The sequence below is a fragment of the Actinomycetospora atypica genome (assembly GCF_042653685.1).
GTDB lineage: Bacteria > Actinomycetota > Actinomycetes > Mycobacteriales > Pseudonocardiaceae > Actinomycetospora > Actinomycetospora atypica.
In genome coordinates this window covers 164,069-185,336 of record NZ_JBHSIV010000006.1, presented here as the reverse complement: position 1 = coordinate 185,336, position 21,268 = coordinate 164,069, and the positions used below count along the sequence as shown (strand labels likewise).

Below are 21,268 nucleotides of genomic sequence, written 5' to 3'. Positions count from 1 at the left end.
GCCCCTCGTGCTGTCCGGGGGCAGTCCGGGGTCAGGAGAGGCGCTCGAGCACCATCGCCATGCCCTGCCCGCCGCCGACGCACATCGTCTCGAGCCCGATGGTGCCGTCGGTGGCCCGCAGCCCGTTGAGCAGCGTCGTCGCGATGCGCGCGCCGGTCATGCCGAACGGGTGGCCGACGGCGATCGACCCGCCGTGCACGTTGAGCTTGGCCTCCATCGCCGAGTCCGACATCCCGATCCCGTGCGCCGACGGGATCACCTGCGCCGCGAACGCCTCGTTGATCTCGACGAGGTCGACGTCGTCGATGCCCAGCCCGGCGCGGCGCAGCGCCTGCTCCGACGCCCCGATCGGGCCGAGCCCCATGATCTCGGGCGAGAGCCCGGTGACCCCCGTGGAGACGATCCGGGCGAGCGGCGTGATCCCGAGGTCGGCCGCCCGCGTGGAGGACATCACGACGAGGGCCGCCGCGCCGTCGTTGAGCGGGCAGGCGTTGCCGGCCGTGATGCGCCCGTCGGGCCGGAACACCGGCTTGAGGTCGGCGATCGCCTCGTAGGTGGTGCCGGCGCGCGGGGAGTCGTCGGCGGACATCACCGAGCCGTCGGGGAGCGTCACCGGAGTGATCTCGCGGGCCCAGAAGCCGTCGCGCTGCGACTGCTCGGCGAGGTTCTGCGAGCGGACCGCGAACCGGTCCATGGCCTCGCGGGAGACGCCCTCGGCGAGCGCCACGTTCTCGGCGGTCTGGCCCATGGAGATGTAGGCGTCGGGGAGCAGGCCGTCGGCGCGCGGGTCGTGCCACTCGTCGGCGCCGGCCGCCGCGACCTCGGCGGTGCGGGCCTGGGCCTCGTCGAACAGCGGGTTCTGGGTGCCCGGCAGCCCGTCGGAGCTGCCCTTGTCGAACCGCGACACGGTCTCGACCCCGGCGGCGACGAACACGTCACCCTCGCCGGCGCGGATCGCGTGGGCGGCCATCCGCACCGTCTGCAGCGACGACGAGCAGTAGCGGGTGATCGTCGTGCCGGGCACGGTGTCGAGGCCGAGCTGGACCGCGACGATGCGGCCCATGTTGTAGCCCTGCTCGCCGCCGGGCAGGCCGCAGCCGAGCATGAGGTCCTCGACCTCGGCGGGCGGCAGCGACGGCACGGCGTCGAGGGCGGCGCGGACCATCTGGGTGGCGAGGTCGTCGGGACGCATCCCGGCGAGCGTCCCCTTGCGGGCGCGGCCGATGGGGGAGCGGACGGCGGACACGATCACGGCGTCGGGAGTGGCCATGAGGGCACGATAGGCGGGTGGTGGGGTCCCGGTCGGCGGTGATTCGCACGACAGCCGCGTCCTGGCCGACCGCTCCGGGCAGGATGGACGCATGCAGTACGCCGAACATGTCGCCGACCTCGTCGGCCACACCCCCCTGGTGAAGCTCAACAAGGTCGTGCCGACGGGGCCGGACGCGCCCCTCGTCCTCGCCAAGGTGGAGTACTTCAACCCCGGCGGCAGCGTGAAGGACCGCATCGCCGAGCGGATGATCGACGCCGCCGAGGCCTCGGGCGAGCTGAAGCCGGGCGGGACCATCGTCGAGCCGACCTCGGGCAACACCGGGATCGGGCTCGCCATCGTCGCCCAGCAGCGCGGGTACCACTGCATCTTCGTGTGCACCGACAAGGTCTCGCCCGCCAAGCGCGACGCGCTGCGGGCCTACGGGGCCGAGGTCGTCGTGTGTCCCGCGGCCGTGGAGCCGGACGACCCCGAGTCGTACTACATGGTGTCCGACCGGCTGGCCCGCGAGACCGAGGGCGGCTGGAAGCCCAACCAGTACGCGAACCCGGCCAACCCGGCGTCGCACGTGGCGTCCACCGGCCCGGAGATCTGGGAGCAGACCGAGGGGCGGATCACGCACTTCGTCGCGGGCGTCGGCACCGGCGGCACCATCTCGGGCACCGGGAAGTACCTCAAGGAGGTCTCCGACGGGCGGGTGCAGATCATCGGCGCCGACCCCCTCGGCTCGGTCTACTCCGGCGGCGACGGGCGCCCCTACCTCGTCGAGGGCGTCGGCGAGGACTTCTGGCCCACCACCTACGACCGCGAGATCGCCGACCGCATCGTCGCGGTCTCCGACGGCGACTCCTTCCACATGACCCGCCGCCTGGGCCGGGAGGAGGCCCTGCTCGTCGGGGGGTCGTGCGGGATGGCGACGGTCGCGGCCGCGAGGATCGCGGCGGAGCTCGGTCCCGACGACGTCGTGGTCGTCCTGCTGCCCGACGGTGGCCGCGGGTACCTCTCGACGGTCTTCAACGACCAGTGGATGCAGTCCTACGGGTTCCTGCAGGCCGACACCTCCGAGTACACCGTCGGCGACGTCCTGCGCGGCAAGGACGGGTCGATCCCCGACCTCGTGCACGGCCACCCCAACGAGACGGTCTCCGACATCGTCGGGATCATGCGGGAGTTCGGCGTCTCGCAGATGCCGATCGTCAAGGCCGAGCCGCCGGTGATGATGGCCGAGGTGCGCGGCGCCGTGACCGAGCGCGACCTGCTCGACCGGCTGTTCACCGGCAAGGCCCAGCTCACCGACAAGGTCGCCGACCACGTGGCGCCCGCGCTGCCCTCGGTCGGCATCACCGAACCGCTGTCCGAGGCGATGGAGAAGCTGCAGGGCGGCGACGGCCTGCTCGTCATCTCCGACGGACGCCCCGCCGGCATCGTCAGCCGGGCCGACGTGCTCGCGTTCCTCGCCGGACGGTAGGAGACGCAGCGGAGCGGAGCTCGACCATCGGTATAGAGGAGACTTCAGAATCGTGACTGGTTTCGCCACCCGCGCCATCCACTCCGGGCAGGAGCCCGACCCCCTCACGGGGTCGGTCGTCGTCCCCGTCCACGCGACCTCGACGTTCGCGCAGGACGGGGTCGGCAACCTGCGATCGGGCTACGAGTACGCCCGCACCGGCAACCCCACGCGCACCGCGCTCGAGGCCCAGCTGGCCGCGCTCGAGGGCGCGCGCTTCTGCCGGGCGTTCGCCTCGGGCATGGCCGCCGAGGACACGCTGTTCCGCGCGCTGCTGCGCCCGGACGACCACGTCGTCATCCCCATCGACGCCTACGGCGGCACGTTCCGGCTGGTCTCGACGGTGCTGGCCGACTGGGGCGTGCGCTTCAGCGCCGTCGACCTCTCCGACCTCGACGCCGTCCGGGCCGCGATCCTGCCCGAGACGAAGCTCCTGTGGTGCGAGACGCCGACCAACCCGCTGCTCTCCATCGCCGACGTGTCGGCGCTCGCGTCGATCGCCGACGAGGCCGGCGTGCGCCTCGCGGTCGACAACACCTTCGCGTCGCCCTACCTGCAGCAGCCGCTGTCGCTGGGTGCCTCCGTCGTCGTCCACTCGACGACGAAGTACCTCGGCGGGCACTCCGACGTGGTCGGGGGCGCCGTGGTCACCTCGGACGAGGAGCTCGCCGCCGACCTCGCCCGCCTGCAGAACGGCATGGGCGCCGTGCCCTCGCCGTTCGACTGCTTCCTGACGAGCCGCGGGATCAAGACCCTCGCGGTGCGCATGGAGCGCCACTGCGACAACGCCGAGCGGGTCGTCGAGGCGCTGGAGTCGCACAGCGCGGTGAGCTCCGTGCTCTACCCCGGGCTCCCCGCCCACGCGAACCACGAGGTCGCCGCGAAGCAGATGCGCCGCTTCGGCGGGATGGTGTCGGTGCGCCTCGCCGGGGGCGAGGAGGCCGCGCGCGCCCTGTGCGCCGCGACGAAGGTGTTCATCCTCGCGGAGTCGCTCGGCGGCGTGGAGTCCCTCATCGAGCACCCGGGGGCGATGACGCACGCGTCGACCGTCGGCTCGCCGCTGGAGGTCTCGGCCGACCTCGTCCGGCTCTCCGTGGGCATCGAGGACGGCGACGACCTCGTCGAGGACCTGCTCCAGGCCCTCGCGACGCTGTAGGACGCGAAGCCCGGCGGGACTCCTACCCCCGTCGGGCGGCGGCCTCGTCGTCGGCGGTGCCGTGCGGCGCGGTGTGGCCCGGCGTCACGAGGCCGGGCAGGCTGCAGCCCCCGACGAGGACGGGGCCGTGCTGCGTGGGCACGAGGCGGCCGGGATCGTCGCAGCCGGCCTCGGAGACCGTGAACACGGCGGCACCGGTGAGAGCGGCGGCCACGACGAGCGGGGCGACGAACCCGAGACGCGCGAGGCGGCGGCTGGTCTGCATCAGGTTCTCCCCCCGGAGCGTCGGGCTCACGCTCTTCCCACAGGCTACCGACCACGTCCGTGGCCGGGCCGCGATCGGTTCGGTCGGTCCGCCCGGCGTCCGCGACGGCGCGGCGACCGGACCGTGGGACGTCCCCGGTCGACGATCGGTTGCCCGCCCGCCGAGGACCCGAACCGGTCGCCGACGTCACCTCCGTGCCGGGAACTCGGCCGCGGGCGGGCGTATCGACGGTCCGGCTCCGCTGCGCTGCGCGTTCCTGCGGGACGATCGGGGACGTGAGCACCCTCGTGACCCGCGCCGACGTCGAGGCCGCCCGCGGCGAGCAGCACGGGGTGGTGCGCCGGACCCCGGTGGAGCCGTCCCGGGTGCTCGCGGAGCCGGCGGGGGGACCGGTGCACCTCAAGTGCGAGAACCTCCAGCGCACCGGCAGCTTCAAGATCCGGGGTGCCTACCGGCGCATCCAGCGCCTCACCGACGACGAGCGGGCCCGGGGGGTCGTCGCGGCCAGCGCCGGCAACCACGCGCAGGGCGTCGCGCTCGCCGCCGGGCTGCTCGGGGCCCGGGCGACCGTGTTCATGCCCGCCGGGGCGCCCCTGCCCAAGCTGGCGGCGACCCGGGGCTACGGCGCCCACGTCGAGCTCGTCGACACCTTCGACGCCACGCTGACCGAGGCGCAGGCGTTCGCCGACCGCACGGGGGCGGTGCTCATCCACCCCTTCGACCACCCCGACATCATCGCGGGCCAGGGCACCGTGGGCCTGGAGATCCTCGAGCAGGTGCCCGACGTGCGGACGGTCGTCGTCTGCACCGGCGGCGGCGGGCTGGTCGCCGGGATCGCGGCGGCGCTGGAGGGCACCGGCGTCCACGTGGTGGGGGCGCAGGCGGAGGGCCTGGCCGCCTGGCCGGTGTCGCTGGCCGCGGGGCACCCGGTGGCGGTGGCCGGGGCGACGATCGCCGACGGGATCGCGGTGCCGCGGCCCGCCGAGCTCACCTTCGCGCAGGTCAGCGCGCAGGTCGACGAGGTCGTCACGGTCAGCGAGGAGGCCCTGAGCCGGGCCGTGCTGCAGTGCCTGGAGCGCGGCAAGCTGCTCGTCGAGCCTGCGGGGGCGGCCGCCGCCGCGGCGATCGCCGAGTACCCGGGCCGGTGGGAGACGCCGCTCGTCGGGGTGGTCTCGGGCGGCAACGTCGACCCGCTGATGCTCGCCGAGATCGTGCGCCGGGGCATGAGCGCCGCCGGGCGCTACGCGGGGCTGCGGGTGCGCATGCCCGACCGGCCGGGCTACCTCGCCGACCTGCTCGCGCACCTGGGGCGGCTCGGCGGCAACGTCGTGGACGTCGAGCACCGCCGGATCGGCGCGTCGGGCGACCTCGGCCCGCTCGGGATCGGGGCGGTGGAGGTGGCCCTCACGCTCGAGGCGCGCGGCAACGACCACCGCGAGGCCATGCTCGCCGCCCTCCGCGACGCGGGCTACGCCGTCGCGGAGGGGGCGGTGTGACTCGTCGGCCGGAGCCGGTCAGGGGGAGTACGGCTCCGCCGACACCAGCGTGACCTCCATCGACCCGCCGTCGGGCAGGTCGTAGCTCACGGTGTCGCCGACCTTCGAGCCCATCAGCGCGGAGCCCAGCGGGGAGTTCGGCGAGTAGACCTCGATGGTCCCCGACGAGCCCTCCTCGCGGGAGCCGAGCAGGAAGGTCTCCGTGTCGTCGTCGCCCTCGAACCGCACCGTGAGCACGGTGCCGGGGGCGGCGATGCCCGACTCGGTGGGCGTCTCGCCCACCTTCGCGGTGTGCAGCAGCTCCTGGAGGTGGCGGATCCGCGCCTCCATGACGCCCTGCTCCTCGCGGGCGGCGTGGTAGCCGCCGTTCTCCTTGAGGTCGCCCTCCTCGCGGGCGGCGTTGATCTTCTGCGCGATCGCGGGCCGCTGCCCCACCAGATCGTCGAGCTCGGCCTTCAGGCGGTCGTGGGCGTCCTGCGTCAGCCACGTCACCTGGGTCTGCGTCTCGGTCACGGCGATCAACTCCTCGGAGGTCCGGGCCCGCCCGTCGCGGGTCGGCGGCCTGCACGTCGACGGCCCCGGCGTGAACCGGGGCCGCAGGCGTCCACAGACGGAAAAACACGCCCCGGGCATGCGGGCCGTGTCGGGCGACACTAACACGGTCGGGGCCCCGCACGACCCGTACGAACTTCTCCCGCGAGAGGTTCCCGGATCTCCGGGGAAAGTCACAGGGCCTTCCCCACCTGCGACGACGTCCCCCGTCCGGCCCTGCGCGGGCCTCCGGGCGGGAGTCCGCGGGCAGGCTGTCGGGGGGTCGGGGGATGATGGTGGACGTGGGAGATCAGCTGCGTCTCATGACGGTGCACGCGCACCCCGACGACGAGTCGAGCAAGGGCGCCGCCACGTGCGCGCGCTACGTCGCCGAGGGCGCCGAGGTCATGGTCGTCACCTGTACCGGGGGGGAGGCCGGGAGCATCCTGAACCCGGCCATGGACCGGCCCGAGGTGCTGGCCGACATGGTGGGGGTGCGCCGCGAGGAGATGCGCCGCGCCGCCGAGATCCTGGGTGTCGAGCACCGGTGGCTCGGCTTCGTCGACTCCGGGCTGCCCGAGGGCGACCCGAAGCCGCCGCTGCCGCCGGGCTGCTTCGCGCTCGAGCCCCTCGAGGTGCCCACGGAGGCCCTCGTACGGGTGATGCGCGAGTTCCGCCCTCACGTCGTGGTGACCTACGACGAGAACGGCGGCTACCCGCACCCCGATCACATCCGCTGCCACGAGGTGTCGATCGCCGCGTGGGAGGCGTGCGGGGATCCCGACCGCTTCCCCGAGGCCGGCGAGCCCTGGCAGCCGCTCAAGCTCTACTACTCGCACGGCTTCTCCAAGGCCCGCATCGTCGCCTTCCACGAGGCGCTCATCGCGGCCGGCATGGAGTCGCCGTGGGCGGAGTGGCTGGAGAACTGGAAGGACGACCGCCCCGACCCGGGCGTCCGCGTCACCACCCGGGTGCGCTGCGGCGAGTACTTCGGGCAGCGCGACCAGGCGCTGCTCGCGCACGCCACCCAGATCGACCCCAACGGCCGCTGGTTCTCGATGCCGATCGAGATGCAGCAGCAGGTGTGGCCCACCGAGGAGTACGAGCTCGCGCGGTCGCTGGTGGGGGAGAAGGACGAGACCGAGTCGCTCACCGACGGCGATCTGTTCGCCGGCGTCCGCGAGCGGGTGCTCACCTCGTGATCACGGCGCTGCCGGCGGGGCTCGTCATCCTGCTCGGCCAGGCACCTCCGGCCCCGGGGGCCGACCGCGGCGAGGAGTTCGGCAAGACCTCGCCGATCGCCCTGGTCGTGGTCCTGCTGCTCGGCCTCGCCACGGCGCTGCTCATCCGGTCGATGACCAAGCGGCTCCGCAACGTCCCCGCGTCGTTCGACCCGCCGGCCGAGCCCGAGGGGCCGGACGAGGCCGGGCCGCACGACCCCTCGCCCGGCCCGGCCGACACCCCCACCTCCCCGGGAGGACGGTCCGGCCCCGAGGGCTGACGCCCTCCGGGCCGGTCGGGGGCGTGGGACCATCGGCGCCATGGCCAACCGGCTCGCCGACTCGACCAGCCCGTACCTGCGCCAGCACGCCGACAACCCGATCGACTGGCGGCCGTGGGAGCCCGCCGCGTTCGCGGAGGCCCGCGAGCGCGGGGTCCCGGTGCTGCTCTCGGTCGGCTACTCGGCCTGCCACTGGTGCCACGTCATGGCGCACGAGTCCTTCTCCGACCCGGCCGTCGCGGCCTTCGTCAACGAGCACTTCGTGTCGGTGAAGGTCGACCGCGAGGAGCGGCCCGACGTCGACGCGGTCTACATGGAGGCCACCCAGGCCATGACCGGCCAGGGCGGCTGGCCCATGACCTGCTTCCTCACCCCGGGCGGCGAGCCCTTCCACTGCGGCACCTACTACCCGGCGGAGCCGCAGGGCGGGATGCCGTCGTTCACCCAGCTCGTCGCGGCGGTGGTGAAGGCCTGGGAGACCGACGGCGACGCCGTGCGCACCGCGGCCGGGCGGATCGCCGAGCGCCTCGCGGGGGTGGCCCCCTCGCTGCCGCCCGCGCCCGTCGACGCCGGCGTGCTCGCGGAGGCCGTGGCCTCCCTGGAGTCGGCGTTCGACGTGGTGAACGCCGGCTTCGGGGGCGCACCGAAGTTCCCGCCGTCGACGGTCGTCGAGTTCCTGCTGCGCCACCACGAGCGCACCGGCAGCCCCGCGGCCTGGCGGATGGTCACGGCCACCCACGAGCGGATGGCCCGCGGCGGGCTGTTCGACCAGCTCGCCGGCGGGTTCGCGCGGTACTCGGTCGACGCCCGCTGGGTGGTGCCGCACTTCGAGAAGATGCTCTACGACAACGCGCTCCTGCTGCGCAGCTACGCCCACGAGGCTCGGCTGGCCGGCCCGGGCCTCGCGTGGCGGGCGACGGAGCTGACGGCCGCGTTCCTCCTGCGCGACCTGCGCACCACCGAGGGCGGGTTCGCCTCCGCCCTCGACGCCGACGCCGCGGGCGAGGAGGGCTCGACCTACGTGTGGTCGCCCGCCGAGCTCACCGAGGTCCTGGGGCCCGACGACGGCGCCTGGGCGGCGGCGCTGCTCGGGGTCACCGCGCAGGGCACGTTCGACGAGGGCCGCTCCACGCTGCAGATGCCGGAGGACCCCGACGACACCGGCCGCTGGCAGGCCGTCCGCCGGGCCCTGCTCCTCGCCCGGGCCGAGCGTCCCCAGCCCGCCCGGGACGACAAGGTCGTGGCCGCCTGGAACGGCCTCGCGATCACGGCGCTCGTCGAGGCCGCCGGTGCGCTCGGCCGCCCCGACTGGCTCGCCGCCGCCCGCCGGGCGGCGGGTCTGGTGCTCAGGGTGCACGTGGTCGGCGGCCGGCTGCGGCGGACCTCGCGCGACGGTGCGGTGGGCGACGCGCCCGGGGTGCTCGAGGACCACGCGGCGCTCGCCGAGGCGATGCTCGCCCTGCACCAGGCCACCGGCGAGGGGCGCTGGCTCGACGAGGGCTGCCGGCTGCTCGACCTCGCGCTCGACCACTTCGCCGACCCCGACACCGCGGGCGCGTTCTTCGACACCGCCGACGACGCCGAGGTGCTCGTCAGCCGCCCCCGGGAGATCACCGACGGCGCCACCCCGTGCGGGTCGTCGGTCCTGACGTCCGCCCTGCTCACGGCGTCGGTGCTCGTCGCCCCGGAGCGCTCGTCGCGGTACCGCCGGGTGGCCGAGGCAGCGCTCACCACGGCCGGGACCCTGCTCGCCCGGCACGCCCGCTTCGGCGGCGGGTGGGCGACGGCGGCCGAGGCGGCCCTCGCCGGGCCGCTGCAGGTGGCGGTGGTGGGGGAGGACGCCGACGAGCTCGTGGCCTCGGCCCGGCGGGCGGCCCCCGGCGGCAGCGTGGTGGTCGCGGGCGCCCCGGACGCCGAGGGCGTGCCGCTGCTCGCCGACCGCCCGCTCGTGTCCGGCCGGCCCGCGGCCTACGTGTGCCGGGGCTTCGTCTGCGACCGCCCGTCCACGACGCCCGACGAGCTGGTCGCCGCCCTCCGCCGGGGCTGACCGACTCCGTGTCAGCGATGGCACTCCGCTGACGTCCAGCGTCCGGATCCGTCCATCCTCGCGGCCGTCCACCGTCGGCGAACAGGCTCGACCACTGCGCACGTGTAATGCTGTAATTGCTGCATCGCACGACGGAGGAGCCGAACATGATGGTGGGACGAGGACACCGGGGACGCCCCGGAGGCGGCGGACGAGTGGGCCGCGGCGGCCGTCCGGCGGGCGACCTGCCCGCGACGGACGACCTGACGGCCTGGCTGACCGGCCGGCTGCCCGACGGATGGTTCGTCGAGGCCCCGGAGGTCACGGTCGACCGCGAGGAGATCCTGATCGTCGGCCGCCTGGCGGCGCCCGAGGCCGGCGGGGACGACGCGGCCCGGGCCGCGAGCGCCACCGGACGCATCAGCCGTTTCCGCGAGGAGACCCGCGAGGACCGGATGGAGATCGCGCGGCAGGCCGAGCACCGCTACGGCCGCAAGGTCGCCTGGGGCGCGCGGATCGGCGACGACGAGGGCGGGGTCGAGGAGCTCTTCACCACCCTATCGGTGCCGGTGATGACGCGGCTGCGCCAGCCCGAGCGCCGGGTGCTCGACACCCTGGTCGACGCGGGGGTCGCCCGGTCCCGCTCCGAGGCGCTGGCCTGGGCGGTCGCGCTGGTCGGGGAGCACACCGAGCCGTGGCTCGCGGAGCTGCGCGAGGCCATGAGCACCGTCGACGAGCTCCGCACCAAGGGTCCGCGCCTGGACCCGCCGGAGACCGAGGGCGCCCCCGACGCGGCCGCCGGGGACGATCAGGCGTAGAGCACGAGCCAGATCGCGATGTAGTGGCAGATCGCGGCGACGACGGTCGCCGCGTGGAAGAACTCGTGGTAGCCGAACGTCGCCGGCCATCCGACCGGGCGGCGGAGGGCGAAGCCCACGGCGCCGACGGTGTAGAACGCACCGCCGACGATCAGCAGGACCAGGGCCGCCACACCACCGCGGTGGAGCAGGTCGGGCAGCACGAACACCGCGACCCACCCCAGGGCGAGGTAGATCGGGACGCCGACCCACCGCGGGGTGTTCGGCTTGGCCAGCTTGAGGGCCGCGCCGGCCAGGGCGCCGCCCCAGACCACGGCCAGCACGACGAGCCCCGTGGTCTCGGGCATCGCGAGCACCGCGAACGGGGTGTAGGTCCCCGCGATGAAGATGAAGATCATCGCGTGGTCGAGGCGCTTCATCACGGTGCGCGCGCGGACCGAGACCCAGGTCCGGCGGTGGTAGAGCGCGCTGACGCCGAACAGGCCCAGCACCGTCGCGGAGTACACGGCGACCGCCGCGGCGGCCTCGCCCGACACGGTGGCGCCGGCGAGCGCGACGAGGGTCGCCCCCGCGGCGATGCCGACCGCGAAGGACCACAGATGCAGCCACCCGCGCAGGCGGGGCTTGACCGGGGTCTGCTCGGCGGGAGAAGACTCGGCGACGCTCACGGACGCCAGGGTAGGCCAGCGGACCGGGGACTCCGGCGAACGTTCACCGACCTCCGGGTGACGAGGGGGACGGAACGCACCCGCGGCGGCGTAGCCTGGCCGCCCGTGAGCGCCCGCGACAACATCCGTGAGGTGGCCTACTCGCTCTACGAGCGACGGCTGCGTCGCCGGGTCGCGGCCAGCCACCCGCCGCGGCACATCGGCGTCATCCTCGACGGCAACCGGCGGTGGGCCCGCGAGGTGGGCCTGACCGATCCGAGCGACGGGCACCGGGTGGGCGCCCGCAAGATCGTCGACATGCTCGACTGGGCCGACGAGGCCGGGGTCGAGGTGGTGACGCTGTTCCTGCTCTCCACCGACAACGTCTCCCGGCCGGCCGAGGAGCTCGACGCCCTCCTCGAGATCATCGCCACCGCCGTCGAGGGGCTCGCCGCCCCCGACCGCGACTGGCGCCTGCGCATCGTCGGGGCCCCCGACCTGGTGCCGGCGGCCACCGCGGCCCGGCTCGCGGCCGCGGCCCAGTCGACCGAGGGGCGCACGGGCCTGCAGGTCAACGCCGCCGTGGGCTACGGCGGCCGGCAGGAGATCGCCGACGCCGTGCGCAAGCTGCTGCTGCAGCACGCGGAGGCGGGCACGACGATCGAGGAGCTCGCCGAGGTCCTCGACGTCGACCACATCGCCGAGCACCTCTACACCACGGGGCAGCCCGACCCCGACCTGGTGATCCGCACCTCGGGCGAGCAGCGGCTCTCCGGGTTCCTCATGTGGCAGTCGGTGTACTCGGAGTTCTATTTCACCGAGGCGTTCTGGCCGCAGTTCCGGCGCATCGATTTCCTGCGCGCCCTGCGCGACTATTCCGAGCGCAACCGCCGCTACGGCGGATAGCGCGCACACGACAAAACACCGGCGCACCCGTGCCATCCCCCGATGGGCACGGATACGCCGGTGTCTCTCGTGGTGCGAATTGACGAGACATCACGACGGCGGGTGCGGGTCCGCTCCCGGGACCCGGCACCCGCCGTCGGGGAGAATCAGCCGCGGATGTCGCTCAGGAGGCCGACCACGGCGCTGATCGGCGCCTGGACGTTCGTGTTGCCGACGTTCACCAGACCGGACTGCCGCCCGAAGCTCTGGTCGCCGCTGCGGGCCGAGGGGCTGTAGTCGTCGTCGCTGAGGTCGACGGAGTAGTCGTCGTCGCCGAAGCGGACGTTCGTGTCGCCACGGTCGCGGTCGTTGTCGCGGTCCCAGCCACCGTGGTGGTGGTGGTGGCCGTGGTCGTGGCCCGAGGGAGTAGCAGAGGCCTCGCCGGCGAACGCAGTACCCGAGAGCGCCGCCACGCCCGCCGCGGTACCCAGGACGATCATTCCCGCCTTCTTGAGCAGCATGTCGAGAATCTCCCTCAGTGAGTGTGTGCGGCGCCCGATTCGGGGTCGAGCCGTTCCGCTTCCGTGTTTTCCGATCTCACGGACGGTGTGACCGGATGACATGAAACTTAACGAAGCTCCCCGGGCGGGGTCACGTCGGAAACCCGATCGAGTGGCGGGCAATTCGCTCCGCGACTTGAGTGCTTTCTCCGGGTGAGACGGGGAGCGGAAAAGGGGTCCTCGGTGCTCGCAGGGAGCATTCATCGCGCGCTCGGTCACCCACCTCGACACCCGCTCGTCGTATTCAGCGACGCGGTGTCCGCTCCGAGGGCCCGCGGGGGCCACGAGGGGTAACGTCGATCCGCGGTGGATCACGACGGACTCGACGAGCTCGCACGGGCCTACGTGCGCCTCGGGCTGCGGCTCGGGCACGTGGTGCCCGAGCTGGTCGACGCCCACCTCGGCGACCCGGCCCTCGCCCGCGCGGTGGCGGCCGAGCCCCGGTTCGACCCGCTCTCCCTGCGCGCCGAGGCCGAGGCGCTCCGGCGCCGCCTCCCCGCCACGGGCCGCCGGGCCGAGTACCTCGACGCCCAGCTCGCGGCGTGCGCCGTGGTGGCCGCCCGGGCCGGTGGCGAGCCGGTCGGGTTCGTCGCGGAGGTCCGGGGCTGCCTGGGGGTCGACGTCGCCCCCGGCCACGAGGACGACTACGACGCGGCCCACGCCCACCTCGCCGACGTCCTCGGGGTGCCGCGCCGCCGGCTCCCGGCCGCGGTGGCGGCCTTCCGGGAGCGCGACCGCGTACCGCACGAGGACCTGCTCGCCGGGGTCACGACGATGCTCGGGGCGCTGCGGGCGGCCACGGCGGAGGCCGTGGGGCTGCCCGCGGGGGAGCAGCTGGACGTCGAGGTGGTCGCCGACGTGCCGTGGGCCGGGTTCAGCCGCCGCGTGGGCCGGGCCCGGTCGGTGATGCAGGTGGCCCGCGAGGCCGGGCACCGGTGGAGCCACCTGCCGCTGCTGGTCGCGCACGAGGCCTACCCGGGCCACCACACCGAGACCGCGCGGCTCGAGGGCGCCGTGGAGCCCGAGCGCACCCTGCTGCTCGCCCGGACGCCGCGGAGCCTCGTGGCCGAGGGGGCGGCGGAGCTCGGCCTCGACGCGGTCGTCGGGCCGGGGTGGGGGCCGTGGGCGACGGCGCACCTCGCCGCGGCCGGGCTCGGGGGCGGGACCGCCCCGGGCGCGCTGGGGGAGGCGGTCGAGGCGGCGATGGACCCGCTGGCCGCGGTGCGCCAGGACGCGGCCCTCCTCGTGCACACCTCCTCCGCGGCCGACCGCGAGGACCGGGCGCTGGACCACCTGACCCGCTGGCTGCTGGTCGACGACGCCCGGGCCCGCCGGATGCTCGGCTTCCTCGCCCACCCGCGCTGGCGCATCCACACCACCACCTACGTCGAGGGCGTCCGCGTCGTCCGGCCCTGGCTCGCGGCCCGCCCGCCGGGCGAGACCGTGGGCCGGCGGTTCGCGCGGCTGCTCGACGAGACCTGGACGCCGGCGGCGCTGCGGCGGGAGGCGGCCGGGTCCGGCGCTGCTCCGACCGGCGGATGTGGTGCGCCGTTCAGCGGTGAGCGGTACCCGCGCCACGCCGACGACACACCGATGTCACCGACCGCGTGACCCACGTCACCTAGTCGTCACGTTCGGCGCGCGACAACGACCGGCCACCGGATGTAGCGTCCGCGACGACGGGCCGTAGCGGATGCGGACCGTCCGGGGAGGCCGGAGAACGTGACGGGTCGGAACGGATCGCGGTGCCACGGCATCGTCGGGACGCGGGCGGGACGGCCGGTCGCGGCCTCCCTCCTCCTCCCGGCGGAGCCCGGTGCCGTCGCCCGGGCCGGCACGGCGGGAGGGCCGGCACCCGGTCCTCGCGCACGGAGCCGGAGAGGCAGGTCCCCCGGCGGGGGCCCGCCCCACCGGTCCCGCATCACGACGTAGGTCACCTCGACACACTCGAGGAAACCGTGGTCGTGGGTGCCGCGACCGCTCGAGGGAGTAGCCGTGAGCGCAGAGCACGTCGAGCACCCCCCGTCGGTCCACCCCCGTCCGGACCAGGTGTCCCCGCCTCCGGGGACCACGTACGTCATCGACACCTCGGTCCTGCTGAGCGACCCGTGGGCCCCCACGCGCTTCGCCGAGCACGAGGTGGTCGTCCCGCTGGTCGTCATCACGGAGCTGGAGGGCAAGCGCCACCACCCGGAGCTCGGCTGGTTCGCCCGCGAGGCCCTGCGCCTGCTGGACGACCTGCGGATCCAGCACGGACGTCTCGACCAGCCGATCGCGATCACGCCCGAGGGGGGCACGCTGCGCATCGAGCTGAACCACACCGACCCGTCGGTGCTGCCGGCCGGCTTCCGGACCGGGGAGAACGACTCCCGCATCCTCGCCTGCGCCGCGAACCTCGCGAAGGAGGGCTCGTCGGTCACCCTCGTCACCAAGGACATGCCGCTGCGGGTGAAGGCCGCCGCCGTGGGCCTGCCCGCCGACGAGTACCACGCCCAGGACGTCGTCACCTCCGGCTGGACCGGCATGGCCGAGCTGGCCGCCGACCCGTCGGAGATCACCGACCTGTTCGCCGAGGGCGTCGCCGACGTCGAGGCGGCCCGCGAGCTGCCCTGCCACACCGGCCTGCGGCTGCTCGGCGGTGGCTCGTCCGCCCTCGGGCGCGTGACGCCCGACAAGCAGGTGCGCCTCGTGCGCGGCGACCGGGACGTCTTCGGGCTACACGGCCGCTCCGCCGAGCAGCGGATCGCGATCGACCTGCTGACCGACCCCGAGGTCGGGATCGTGTCGCTCGGCGGCCGCGCCGGCACCGGCAAGTCGGCCGTCGCGCTCTGCGCCGGGCTCGAGGCGGTGCTGGAGCGCCAGCAGCACCGCAAGATCGTCGTGTTCCGCCCGGTGTACGCCGTGGGCGGGCAGGACCTCGGCTACCTGCCCGGCGGCGAGAACGAGAAGATGGCGCCCTGGGCCCAGGCGGTGTTCGACACCCTCGGTGCTCTGGTCTCCACCAACGTCGTCGAGGAGGTCATCGAGCGCGGGATGCTCGAGGTGCTCCCGCTGACCCACATCCGCGGGCGGTCGCTGCACGACGCGTTCGTCATCGTCGACGAGGCCCAGTCGCTGGAGCGCAACGTGCTCCTCACGGTGCTCTCCCGGCTCGGGACGAACTCGCGGGTGGTGCTCACCCACGACGTCGCCCAGCGCGACAACCTGCGGGTGGGCCGCCACGACGGGATCGCGGCGGTCATCGAGAAGCTCAAGGGCCACCCGCTGTTCGCCCACGTGACGCTGACCCGCTCCGAGCGCTCGCCCATCGCGGCGCTGGTCACCGAGATGCTGGAGGGCGAGGCGCCCTAGCCGGTCCACCTCCGCGGAGCGAACGGCACTCCCGCTGCTTCTAGGTGAGCGGAAGTGCCGTTCGCTCCGACGGGGTTCACCAGCCCGTCGGCAGCGGCCGTCCCTCGGCGAACCCCGACGCGGACTGGATGCCGAGCACCGCGCCGGCGTGGAACTCCTCGAGGGTCGACGCGCCGGTGTAGGTGCACGCCGACCGGACGCCCGCGCAGATCGAGTCGAGCAGGTCCTCCACGCCGGGGCGGGCCGGGTCGAGGCGCATGCGCGAGGAGGAGATGCCCTCCTCGAACAGGCCCTTGCGGGCGCGGTCGAACGCCGAGTCGGTACGGGTCCGGGCGCTCACCGCGCGCTTGGAGGCCATGCCGAACGACTCCTTGTACGGCGCGCCGTGCTCGTCGCGCTGCAGGTCGCCGGGCGACTCGTAGGTGCCGGCGAACCACGAGCCGACCATCACCGCCGACGCGCCCGCGGCCAGGGCCAGCGCGACGTCGCGGGGGTGGCGCACCCCGCCGTCGGCCCACACGTGCGCGCCGCGCTCGCGGGCGGCCGCCGCGCACTCGGCGACCGCGGAGAACTGCGGGCGCCCGACCCCGGTCGCCATCCGCGTGGTGCACATGGCGCCCGGGCCGACCCCGACCTTGACGATGTCGGCGCCCGCCTCGATGAGGTCGACGGTGCCGGCGGCGGTCACGACGTTGCCCGCGACGAGGACCGCCTGCGGCGCCGCCTCGCGCACGGTGCGCAGCGCGGAGATCGTCTTCTCCTGGTGGCCGTGCGCGGTGTCGACGACGAGCACGTCGACCCCGGCCGCGGTGAGCTCCTTGGTCCGCGTGGCGACGTCGCCGTTCACCCCGAGGGCCGCGGCGACCCGCAGCCGGCCGTCGTCGTCGAGCGCGGGGGAGTAGACCTCGGCGCGCAGCGCGCCGGTGCGGCTCAGCACCCCGGTGAGGCGGCCGTCGTCGTCGACGCCCAGGGCGAGGTCGCCCGCGCCGGGGGCGGAGAGCTCGTCGAACACCTGCCGCGGCTCGGTGGTCACCGGCACCGTCACGGCGGGGACCAGCACGTCGGCGAGGCGGGTGAACCGGTCGACCCCGGCGCAGTCGGCCTCGCGGACCACCCCGAGCGGGCGTCCGCCGTCGTCGACCACCACCACCGCGCCGTGCGCGCGCTTCGAGACGAGGTTCAGCGCGTCGGCCACGGCCTCGCCCGGGTGCAGGACGACGGGGGTGTCCCAGACCGCGTGCCGCGACTTCACCCCGGCGACGATGTCGGCGACCGCGGCCGGGTCGACGTCCTGCGGGATCACCGCCATGCCGCCGCGGCGCGCCAGCGTCTCGGCCATCCGCCGCCCCGACACCGCGGTCATGTTCGCCGCGACGATCGGGATCGTGGCCCCGCTCGGGTCGGCGACCGCGAGGTCGACGTCGAACCGGGAGGCGACGTCGGAGCGCTCGGGGACGAGGAAGACGTCGTCGTAGGTCAGGTCATGGGCCGGGGCGTGGCCGTCGAGGAACCGCACGTGCGCACAGGCTACCGGCTGCGGCCGGTCGGGTCAGCCGCCCAGCGGTCGACGGTGCAGCGTGGCGAGGTGCCGGTCCAGCCAGTCGCCGTCGATCGGGGGCAGGGCGAGCATCGCGCGGTGTGCGGCCCGCACGGTCGTCCGGACGGTGCGGTCGGCGAGGACCGCGGCGACGGCCGTCGCGACGTCGTCCGGGGTGGCCGTCCCGGCCGGGGGCACGCGGGCGCCGAGGCCGAGGGCGGCGATGCGGTCGGCGTTGTGGTCCTGGTCGCCGAACTGCGGGACGACGACCATCGGCACGCCGTGCCGGACGGCCTCGCGGATGCCGTTGTAGCCGCCGTGGGTGACGAACAGGTCGGCGGACTGCAGCACCAGGGTCTGCGGCACCCAGTCGGTGACGTGCACGTGCGGCGCAGGGTCTCGCCATTCCGGCTCATCCGCTGGCTCGAGTCGACCTCCACCGCCCGGGTCGTTGCCAACCTCGCCGCCGCCGGCGAGCCGGTCACCCACGCCGCGCTCGACGCACAGCTGCCCGACGGCTCGGTCCAGTTCCTACGAGCCGCCCTGGTCAACCACGGAGTCCTCGCCTCCCGCGACGAGAATCTCGCGCTCGAGCGCTGGCCCGACGAGTTCTGCTCGAGCATCTCCGACGACGTCGACCGCAAGCTGCTCCGCGGCTACGCCACCTGGCACCACCTGCACCAACTCCGCACCCGCTCCACCCCCGCCGGAACAAGCGAGGGTCAGCTCGCCAACATTAAGAGCGAGCTGCGCGCCGTGCGGACGCTGTGCGACTGGCTCGATACTTGCGGGCGAAGCCTCCGTGCTTGCACCTAGGACGACATCAACCTGTTCCTCGTCGAGCAACCCGTCCTTCGCCAGCGCGCACGGGGACCTTTGACCTGGGCCTCAGCGCACCGCTACACCCCCGCCGAGATCTCCATCGCCCATCGCACTGCGGCGCCGCCGACTCAGTTCATCGCCGATGACGATCGCTGGCATCAAGCCCCGCCAGCTCATTCACGACGAAGTCATACCCGCCGTCGACCGCCTCGCAGGTCTCCTGCTACCGCTCTACGCCCAGCCACCCGGCCGAGTCAGCCGACTGCAACTCGCCGACGTCCGCGAACACAACGGAAAAGTCCAGGTCCTGCTCGAAAATACGCCGCTGAACCTTCCGCGCCCGATCGACGGACTCGCCCGCGATGTTGTGAGGACAGCGCACCGGCCGATTCGTCTTAGGCCACCACGACCAGCGCCCCTGGCTCATCCCTGGTGAGATTCCTGGCCGACCCATGTCCGCCGCGCCCTCGCCCGACGACTCAAGAGAGAGACGGCATCGACCCCCGGAAAGCCAGGAACACTGCGTTAATCGACCTCGTTGGCCAGCTTCCCGCAGCGGTCATCAGTCAACTACCTGGACGCGACAACCAAACCGCCAGCAAATCGGCTTCCTACGCCAACGTCAACAGCTCCAAATACGCCCGCGCCGTCATCGACAGATGCAGATAATTGACGAAACTGAGCCAGTCACAGCCACACCTGCTCGCTGCGCATCACGACAACCCAAGACCCGCCCACTGGTCGCTGACAGCCAGTAAGCACTCGTACTCGTAAGCGCCCAACGCGCACGGCCTCCCGATGCCAGTCAAGGAGGCACGCACGCGTGGACGTCAGAGGCCCTATCCGAGCTAGAACAACGCCTCTATAAGAGGTTGTAGTAGCACCAAACCCGATACTACCGCTCGTTCGTCAACGCCCTGACCTGGGTTTTTGCCGCTGCGGTCGCTTCACGCTGCCACGCCTCGCGACGCGCACGGCCTCCCGATGCCAGTCAAGGAGGCACGCACGCGTCGACGGCAGAGGCCCTATCCGAGCTAGAACAACGCCTCTACAAGGGGTTGTAGTAGCACCAAACCCGATACGACCGCAGGTTCGTCAACGCCCTGACCTGCAGTCTTGCAGCAACGCTTCCGCGGATCCCACTCACTGAGGACGCCCCAAAGCTAGCGCGGGGGGCCGCAAGCCACCCGCGCCTGCAACTGTCGAGCTCTATCACAGCCGGCTGAAGAGACCCGAGGAGGCGCTTAATGTGAGCGATGGCGCCCGGGAGGAGCCCGCTCCAGCGGGGACCTCGCTCGGCGAGGGCCCCGCACAGAGCGTCACTCAAGGTGACTGTCTCGCAAGGACGAGATCATGCAGCTAAGAGGACACGCCGCGGCGAGACACCCTTGAGTCGCTAACGATCTTCAGCGACTGGTACAGCTCCCGCATGGCGGCGCTGCTTCCTTTTCCGCTTCCTGGTCGACTCACTGAGGGGACGACTTCCTGAACTCTTTTCAGCACCTCGCGACAAACCCTAGCGGAGTCGGCAGTCCACTTCTTCTGGTTATCGATATGCACGTCTGAGCGCATGCCGTCCAAGACTATGTCCAATTGATTTCGGTCGTCGCCGGGGATAGGGCGATACAGCGCGAAGCGCTCCGGATTCTCATATACTTTACGCTGCGCGTCGATTAGTTCTTTCACGCGAACTGCCTCGGCAGCATCGTTGATGCCCCAAGTCGATAGACGTCTCCATAACACAGAAGAGGCGGCTGGGTTCGCGGCTTCAGATACAGATCGATCAGCCCGCTCCCCCTCGCGCCTGAGGCTAAGCCTGTCCCGAAGCCTTTCCAAAGTCGAACGCACCTTACGATTCGAGATGCCGAGTTCGCGACTAACCTCCTGCCGCGACCAGCCCTGGCCCACCAAAAGCACTATCTCCCGCTCGAGAGGGTACATCTGGTCGAGGATGTGCTCGAGCTCCATTCGGTCCAGAACCGTGAGTGCCGGGTCCTCGGCGGCGACTGCGCGCGACCACCCGCGAGCACCGCCATCTTTCTCGAGGAGATCCAGATTATCTCCGATGAGCTCGTCCCTGGTGCGCCTCTGCGCCCTAAAGCGCCGGTACTCGTTGGCGAATTGATCAAGGCAGGCGCCTACGAACCAGGTCTGGACAGATGCGCCCTTGGTCGGGCTCCAGCCACACCCGTAGATCTCCTGGTTCATGAACCTCTGCACCGCGACTCCGACGCTCATGAAGATCAAGCTCTGTTCCTCGTCGAAGTACTCGCTCGGAGGTCGCTCCAAACCACGGCCACGCTGGCTGAGGACCCCGAAGAGACGCCCGTTGCGCGCCATCGACGACAGCGCACCCACACCGAGCTCGCCGAGCGCCTGAGCGAGGTCACGCGCGGCTCGACCGTTCGGGTCCCCTTCCTTCCGGAGCATCGCGACGAGCTCGGCGTCCGCCTCTAGGCGCCGATCGGCTTCCGCGCCTCGCGCACCTGCGCCGTCGCCTGCTCCCGTGTTCCTGTCTTGATCACTCATCGCGTCGGGCCTCGTCGTCCGCGGCCGACCACAACGACTCCCAGTCAAGATCGAGGAGACGAGAAGCGTAGATCTTGACATCGAATGGACGGCCCTCGCGGAGTTCTCCCTGCGGCCCGACGGGGGCGTCCTGCGCGAGTCGACGACGGATCTCCCGTCGACAGGTCGCCACGAAGGCTTTCGTCACACTTCGCGTCGGCACACGACGGCCACGGGCTGCATGCCACAGAACCGTGTGATCGAAATGCGCCGACACTCCCAGCTTGCGCCAGGTCAGACCCGCGCAGCGACGCAGCTCGCCGAGATGATCGGCGAGCTGCGCCAGCGCGTGACCCTGACCCGCGTTCACCGCGGTCACGGTCAGACC

General features: G+C 72.9%; 20 protein-coding genes. 11 read left to right on the top strand and 9 right to left on the bottom strand.

All coding sequences use genetic code 11. The features are described from left to right. Positions 1 to 31 precede the first annotated feature (31 nt). Entirely contained in the window at positions 32 to 1,270 is a 1,239-nt protein-coding gene (locus ACFPBZ_RS08145; protein WP_378035515.1) for an acetyl-CoA C-acetyltransferase, read from the bottom strand. 91 nt (positions 1,271 to 1,361) lie between these two features. Here ACFPBZ_RS08145 and ACFPBZ_RS08140 point away from each other — a divergent pair, with 91 nt between their 5' ends. Together ACFPBZ_RS08140 and ACFPBZ_RS08135 are read left to right on the top strand one after the other, a co-directional pair. Beyond that, the gene (locus tag ACFPBZ_RS08140; protein WP_378035514.1) at positions 1,362 to 2,738 is read left to right on the top strand and encodes a cystathionine beta-synthase; all 1,377 of its coding nucleotides are present in this window, start codon (positions 1,362 to 1,364) and stop codon (positions 2,736 to 2,738) included. Between the two features lie 49 nt (positions 2,739 to 2,787). After that, the gene (locus ACFPBZ_RS08135; RefSeq protein WP_378035582.1) at positions 2,788 to 3,933 is read left to right on the top strand and encodes a cystathionine gamma-synthase; all 1,146 of its coding nucleotides are present in this window, start codon (positions 2,788 to 2,790) and stop codon (positions 3,931 to 3,933) included. A gap of 22 nt (positions 3,934 to 3,955) precedes the next feature. Here the strand turns inward: ACFPBZ_RS08135 and ACFPBZ_RS08130 are convergent, their stop codons facing one another. Beyond that, on the bottom strand, positions 3,956 to 4,228 hold the full coding sequence (locus ACFPBZ_RS08130; RefSeq protein ID WP_378035513.1) for a hypothetical protein: 273 nt from the start codon (positions 4,226 to 4,228) through the stop codon (positions 3,956 to 3,958). 245 nt (positions 4,229 to 4,473) lie between these two features. Here ACFPBZ_RS08130 and ACFPBZ_RS08125 point away from each other — a divergent pair, with 245 nt between their 5' ends. Further along, positions 4,474 to 5,694 carry a threonine ammonia-lyase gene (locus ACFPBZ_RS08125; RefSeq protein ID WP_378035512.1) on the top strand — a complete coding sequence of 407 codons (1,221 nt, stop codon included), beginning with the start codon at positions 4,474 to 4,476 and terminating at the stop codon, positions 5,692 to 5,694. 18 nt (positions 5,695 to 5,712) lie between these two features. On the opposite strand, the gene greA is transcribed toward ACFPBZ_RS08125, so the two are convergent. Next, positions 5,713 to 6,207: a transcription elongation factor GreA gene (gene greA / locus ACFPBZ_RS08120; protein ID WP_378035511.1), complete on the bottom strand. Its 495-nt coding sequence runs from the start codon at positions 6,205 to 6,207 to the stop codon at positions 5,713 to 5,715. Positions 6,208 to 6,518: 311 nt separating this feature from the next. On the opposite strand from greA, the gene mca reads away from it, so the two are divergent. The 4 genes from mca to ACFPBZ_RS08100 all read left to right on the top strand — a co-directional run bounded on the left by mca (position 6,519) and on the right by ACFPBZ_RS08100 (position 10,570). Continuing rightward, positions 6,519 to 7,427 (top strand): mycothiol conjugate amidase Mca, encoded by a 909-nt coding sequence (gene mca, locus ACFPBZ_RS08115; protein WP_378035581.1) that lies wholly within the window; start codon positions 6,519 to 6,521, stop codon positions 7,425 to 7,427. Continuing rightward, complete coding sequence (locus ACFPBZ_RS08110) at positions 7,424 to 7,726, top strand: hypothetical protein (RefSeq protein ID WP_378035510.1); 303 nt, start codon at positions 7,424 to 7,426, stop codon at positions 7,724 to 7,726. The genes mca and ACFPBZ_RS08110 overlap by 4 nt, the downstream gene beginning before the upstream one ends. Positions 7,727 to 7,766: 40 nt before the next feature. Continuing rightward, positions 7,767 to 9,773, top strand: a complete 2,007-nt coding sequence (locus tag ACFPBZ_RS08105; RefSeq protein ID WP_378035509.1) for a thioredoxin domain-containing protein — start codon at positions 7,767 to 7,769, stop codon at positions 9,771 to 9,773. 149 nt (positions 9,774 to 9,922) lie between these two features. Continuing rightward, positions 9,923 to 10,570 (top strand): hypothetical protein, encoded by a 648-nt coding sequence (locus ACFPBZ_RS08100; protein ID WP_378035580.1) that lies wholly within the window; start codon positions 9,923 to 9,925, stop codon positions 10,568 to 10,570. On the opposite strand, the gene trhA is transcribed toward ACFPBZ_RS08100, so the two are convergent. Further along, on the bottom strand, positions 10,561 to 11,238 hold the full coding sequence (trhA, locus tag ACFPBZ_RS08095) for a PAQR family membrane homeostasis protein TrhA (RefSeq protein ID WP_378035508.1): 678 nt from the start codon (positions 11,236 to 11,238) through the stop codon (positions 10,561 to 10,563). The genes ACFPBZ_RS08100 and trhA overlap by 10 nt on opposite strands. A gap of 123 nt (positions 11,239 to 11,361) precedes the next feature. On the opposite strand from trhA, the gene ACFPBZ_RS08090 reads away from it, so the two are divergent. Then, positions 11,362 to 12,123, top strand: a complete 762-nt coding sequence (locus ACFPBZ_RS08090) for an isoprenyl transferase (RefSeq protein ID WP_378035579.1) — start codon at positions 11,362 to 11,364, stop codon at positions 12,121 to 12,123. A 146-nt stretch (positions 12,124 to 12,269) separates the two neighbouring features. Here ACFPBZ_RS08090 and ACFPBZ_RS08085 read toward each other — a convergent pair whose 3' ends face one another. After that, complete coding sequence (locus tag ACFPBZ_RS08085; RefSeq protein ID WP_378035507.1) at positions 12,270 to 12,623, bottom strand: hypothetical protein; 354 nt, start codon at positions 12,621 to 12,623, stop codon at positions 12,270 to 12,272. Positions 12,624 to 12,968: 345 nt separating this feature from the next. Here ACFPBZ_RS08085 and ACFPBZ_RS08080 point away from each other — a divergent pair, with 345 nt between their 5' ends. Together ACFPBZ_RS08080 and ACFPBZ_RS08075 are read left to right on the top strand one after the other, a co-directional pair. Further along, positions 12,969 to 14,273, top strand: a complete 1,305-nt coding sequence (locus tag ACFPBZ_RS08080; RefSeq protein ID WP_378035506.1) for a DUF885 domain-containing protein — start codon at positions 12,969 to 12,971, stop codon at positions 14,271 to 14,273. A gap of 438 nt (positions 14,274 to 14,711) precedes the next feature. Beyond that, entirely contained in the window at positions 14,712 to 16,013 is a 1,302-nt protein-coding gene (locus ACFPBZ_RS08075; RefSeq protein ID WP_378035578.1) for a PhoH family protein, read from the top strand. Between the two features lie 76 nt (positions 16,014 to 16,089). On the opposite strand, the gene ACFPBZ_RS08070 is transcribed toward ACFPBZ_RS08075, so the two are convergent. Continuing rightward, a complete protein-coding gene (locus ACFPBZ_RS08070) occupies positions 16,090 to 17,529 on the bottom strand; it encodes a GuaB1 family IMP dehydrogenase-related protein (protein ID WP_378035505.1) in 1,440 nt (479 codons plus the stop codon). 33 nt (positions 17,530 to 17,562) lie between these two features. Further along, positions 17,563 to 17,934, bottom strand: a complete 372-nt coding sequence (locus tag ACFPBZ_RS08065) for a nucleotide disphospho-sugar-binding domain-containing protein (protein WP_378035504.1) — start codon at positions 17,932 to 17,934, stop codon at positions 17,563 to 17,565. Here ACFPBZ_RS08065 and ACFPBZ_RS08060 point away from each other — a divergent pair, their 5' ends adjacent. Further along, positions 17,935 to 18,366 (top strand): hypothetical protein, encoded by a 432-nt coding sequence (locus tag ACFPBZ_RS08060; RefSeq protein WP_378035503.1) that lies wholly within the window; start codon positions 17,935 to 17,937, stop codon positions 18,364 to 18,366. 1,365 nt (positions 18,367 to 19,731) lie between these two features. On the opposite strand, the gene ACFPBZ_RS08055 is transcribed toward ACFPBZ_RS08060, so the two are convergent. Beyond that, complete coding sequence (locus ACFPBZ_RS08055; protein ID WP_378035502.1) at positions 19,732 to 20,901, bottom strand: sigma factor-like helix-turn-helix DNA-binding protein; 1,170 nt, start codon at positions 20,899 to 20,901, stop codon at positions 19,732 to 19,734. After that, positions 20,894 to 21,259 (bottom strand): hypothetical protein, encoded by a 366-nt coding sequence (locus ACFPBZ_RS08050; protein ID WP_378035501.1) that lies wholly within the window; start codon positions 21,257 to 21,259, stop codon positions 20,894 to 20,896. The genes ACFPBZ_RS08055 and ACFPBZ_RS08050 overlap by 8 nt, the downstream gene beginning before the upstream one ends. Between the last annotated feature and the right edge of the window lie 9 nt (positions 21,260 to 21,268).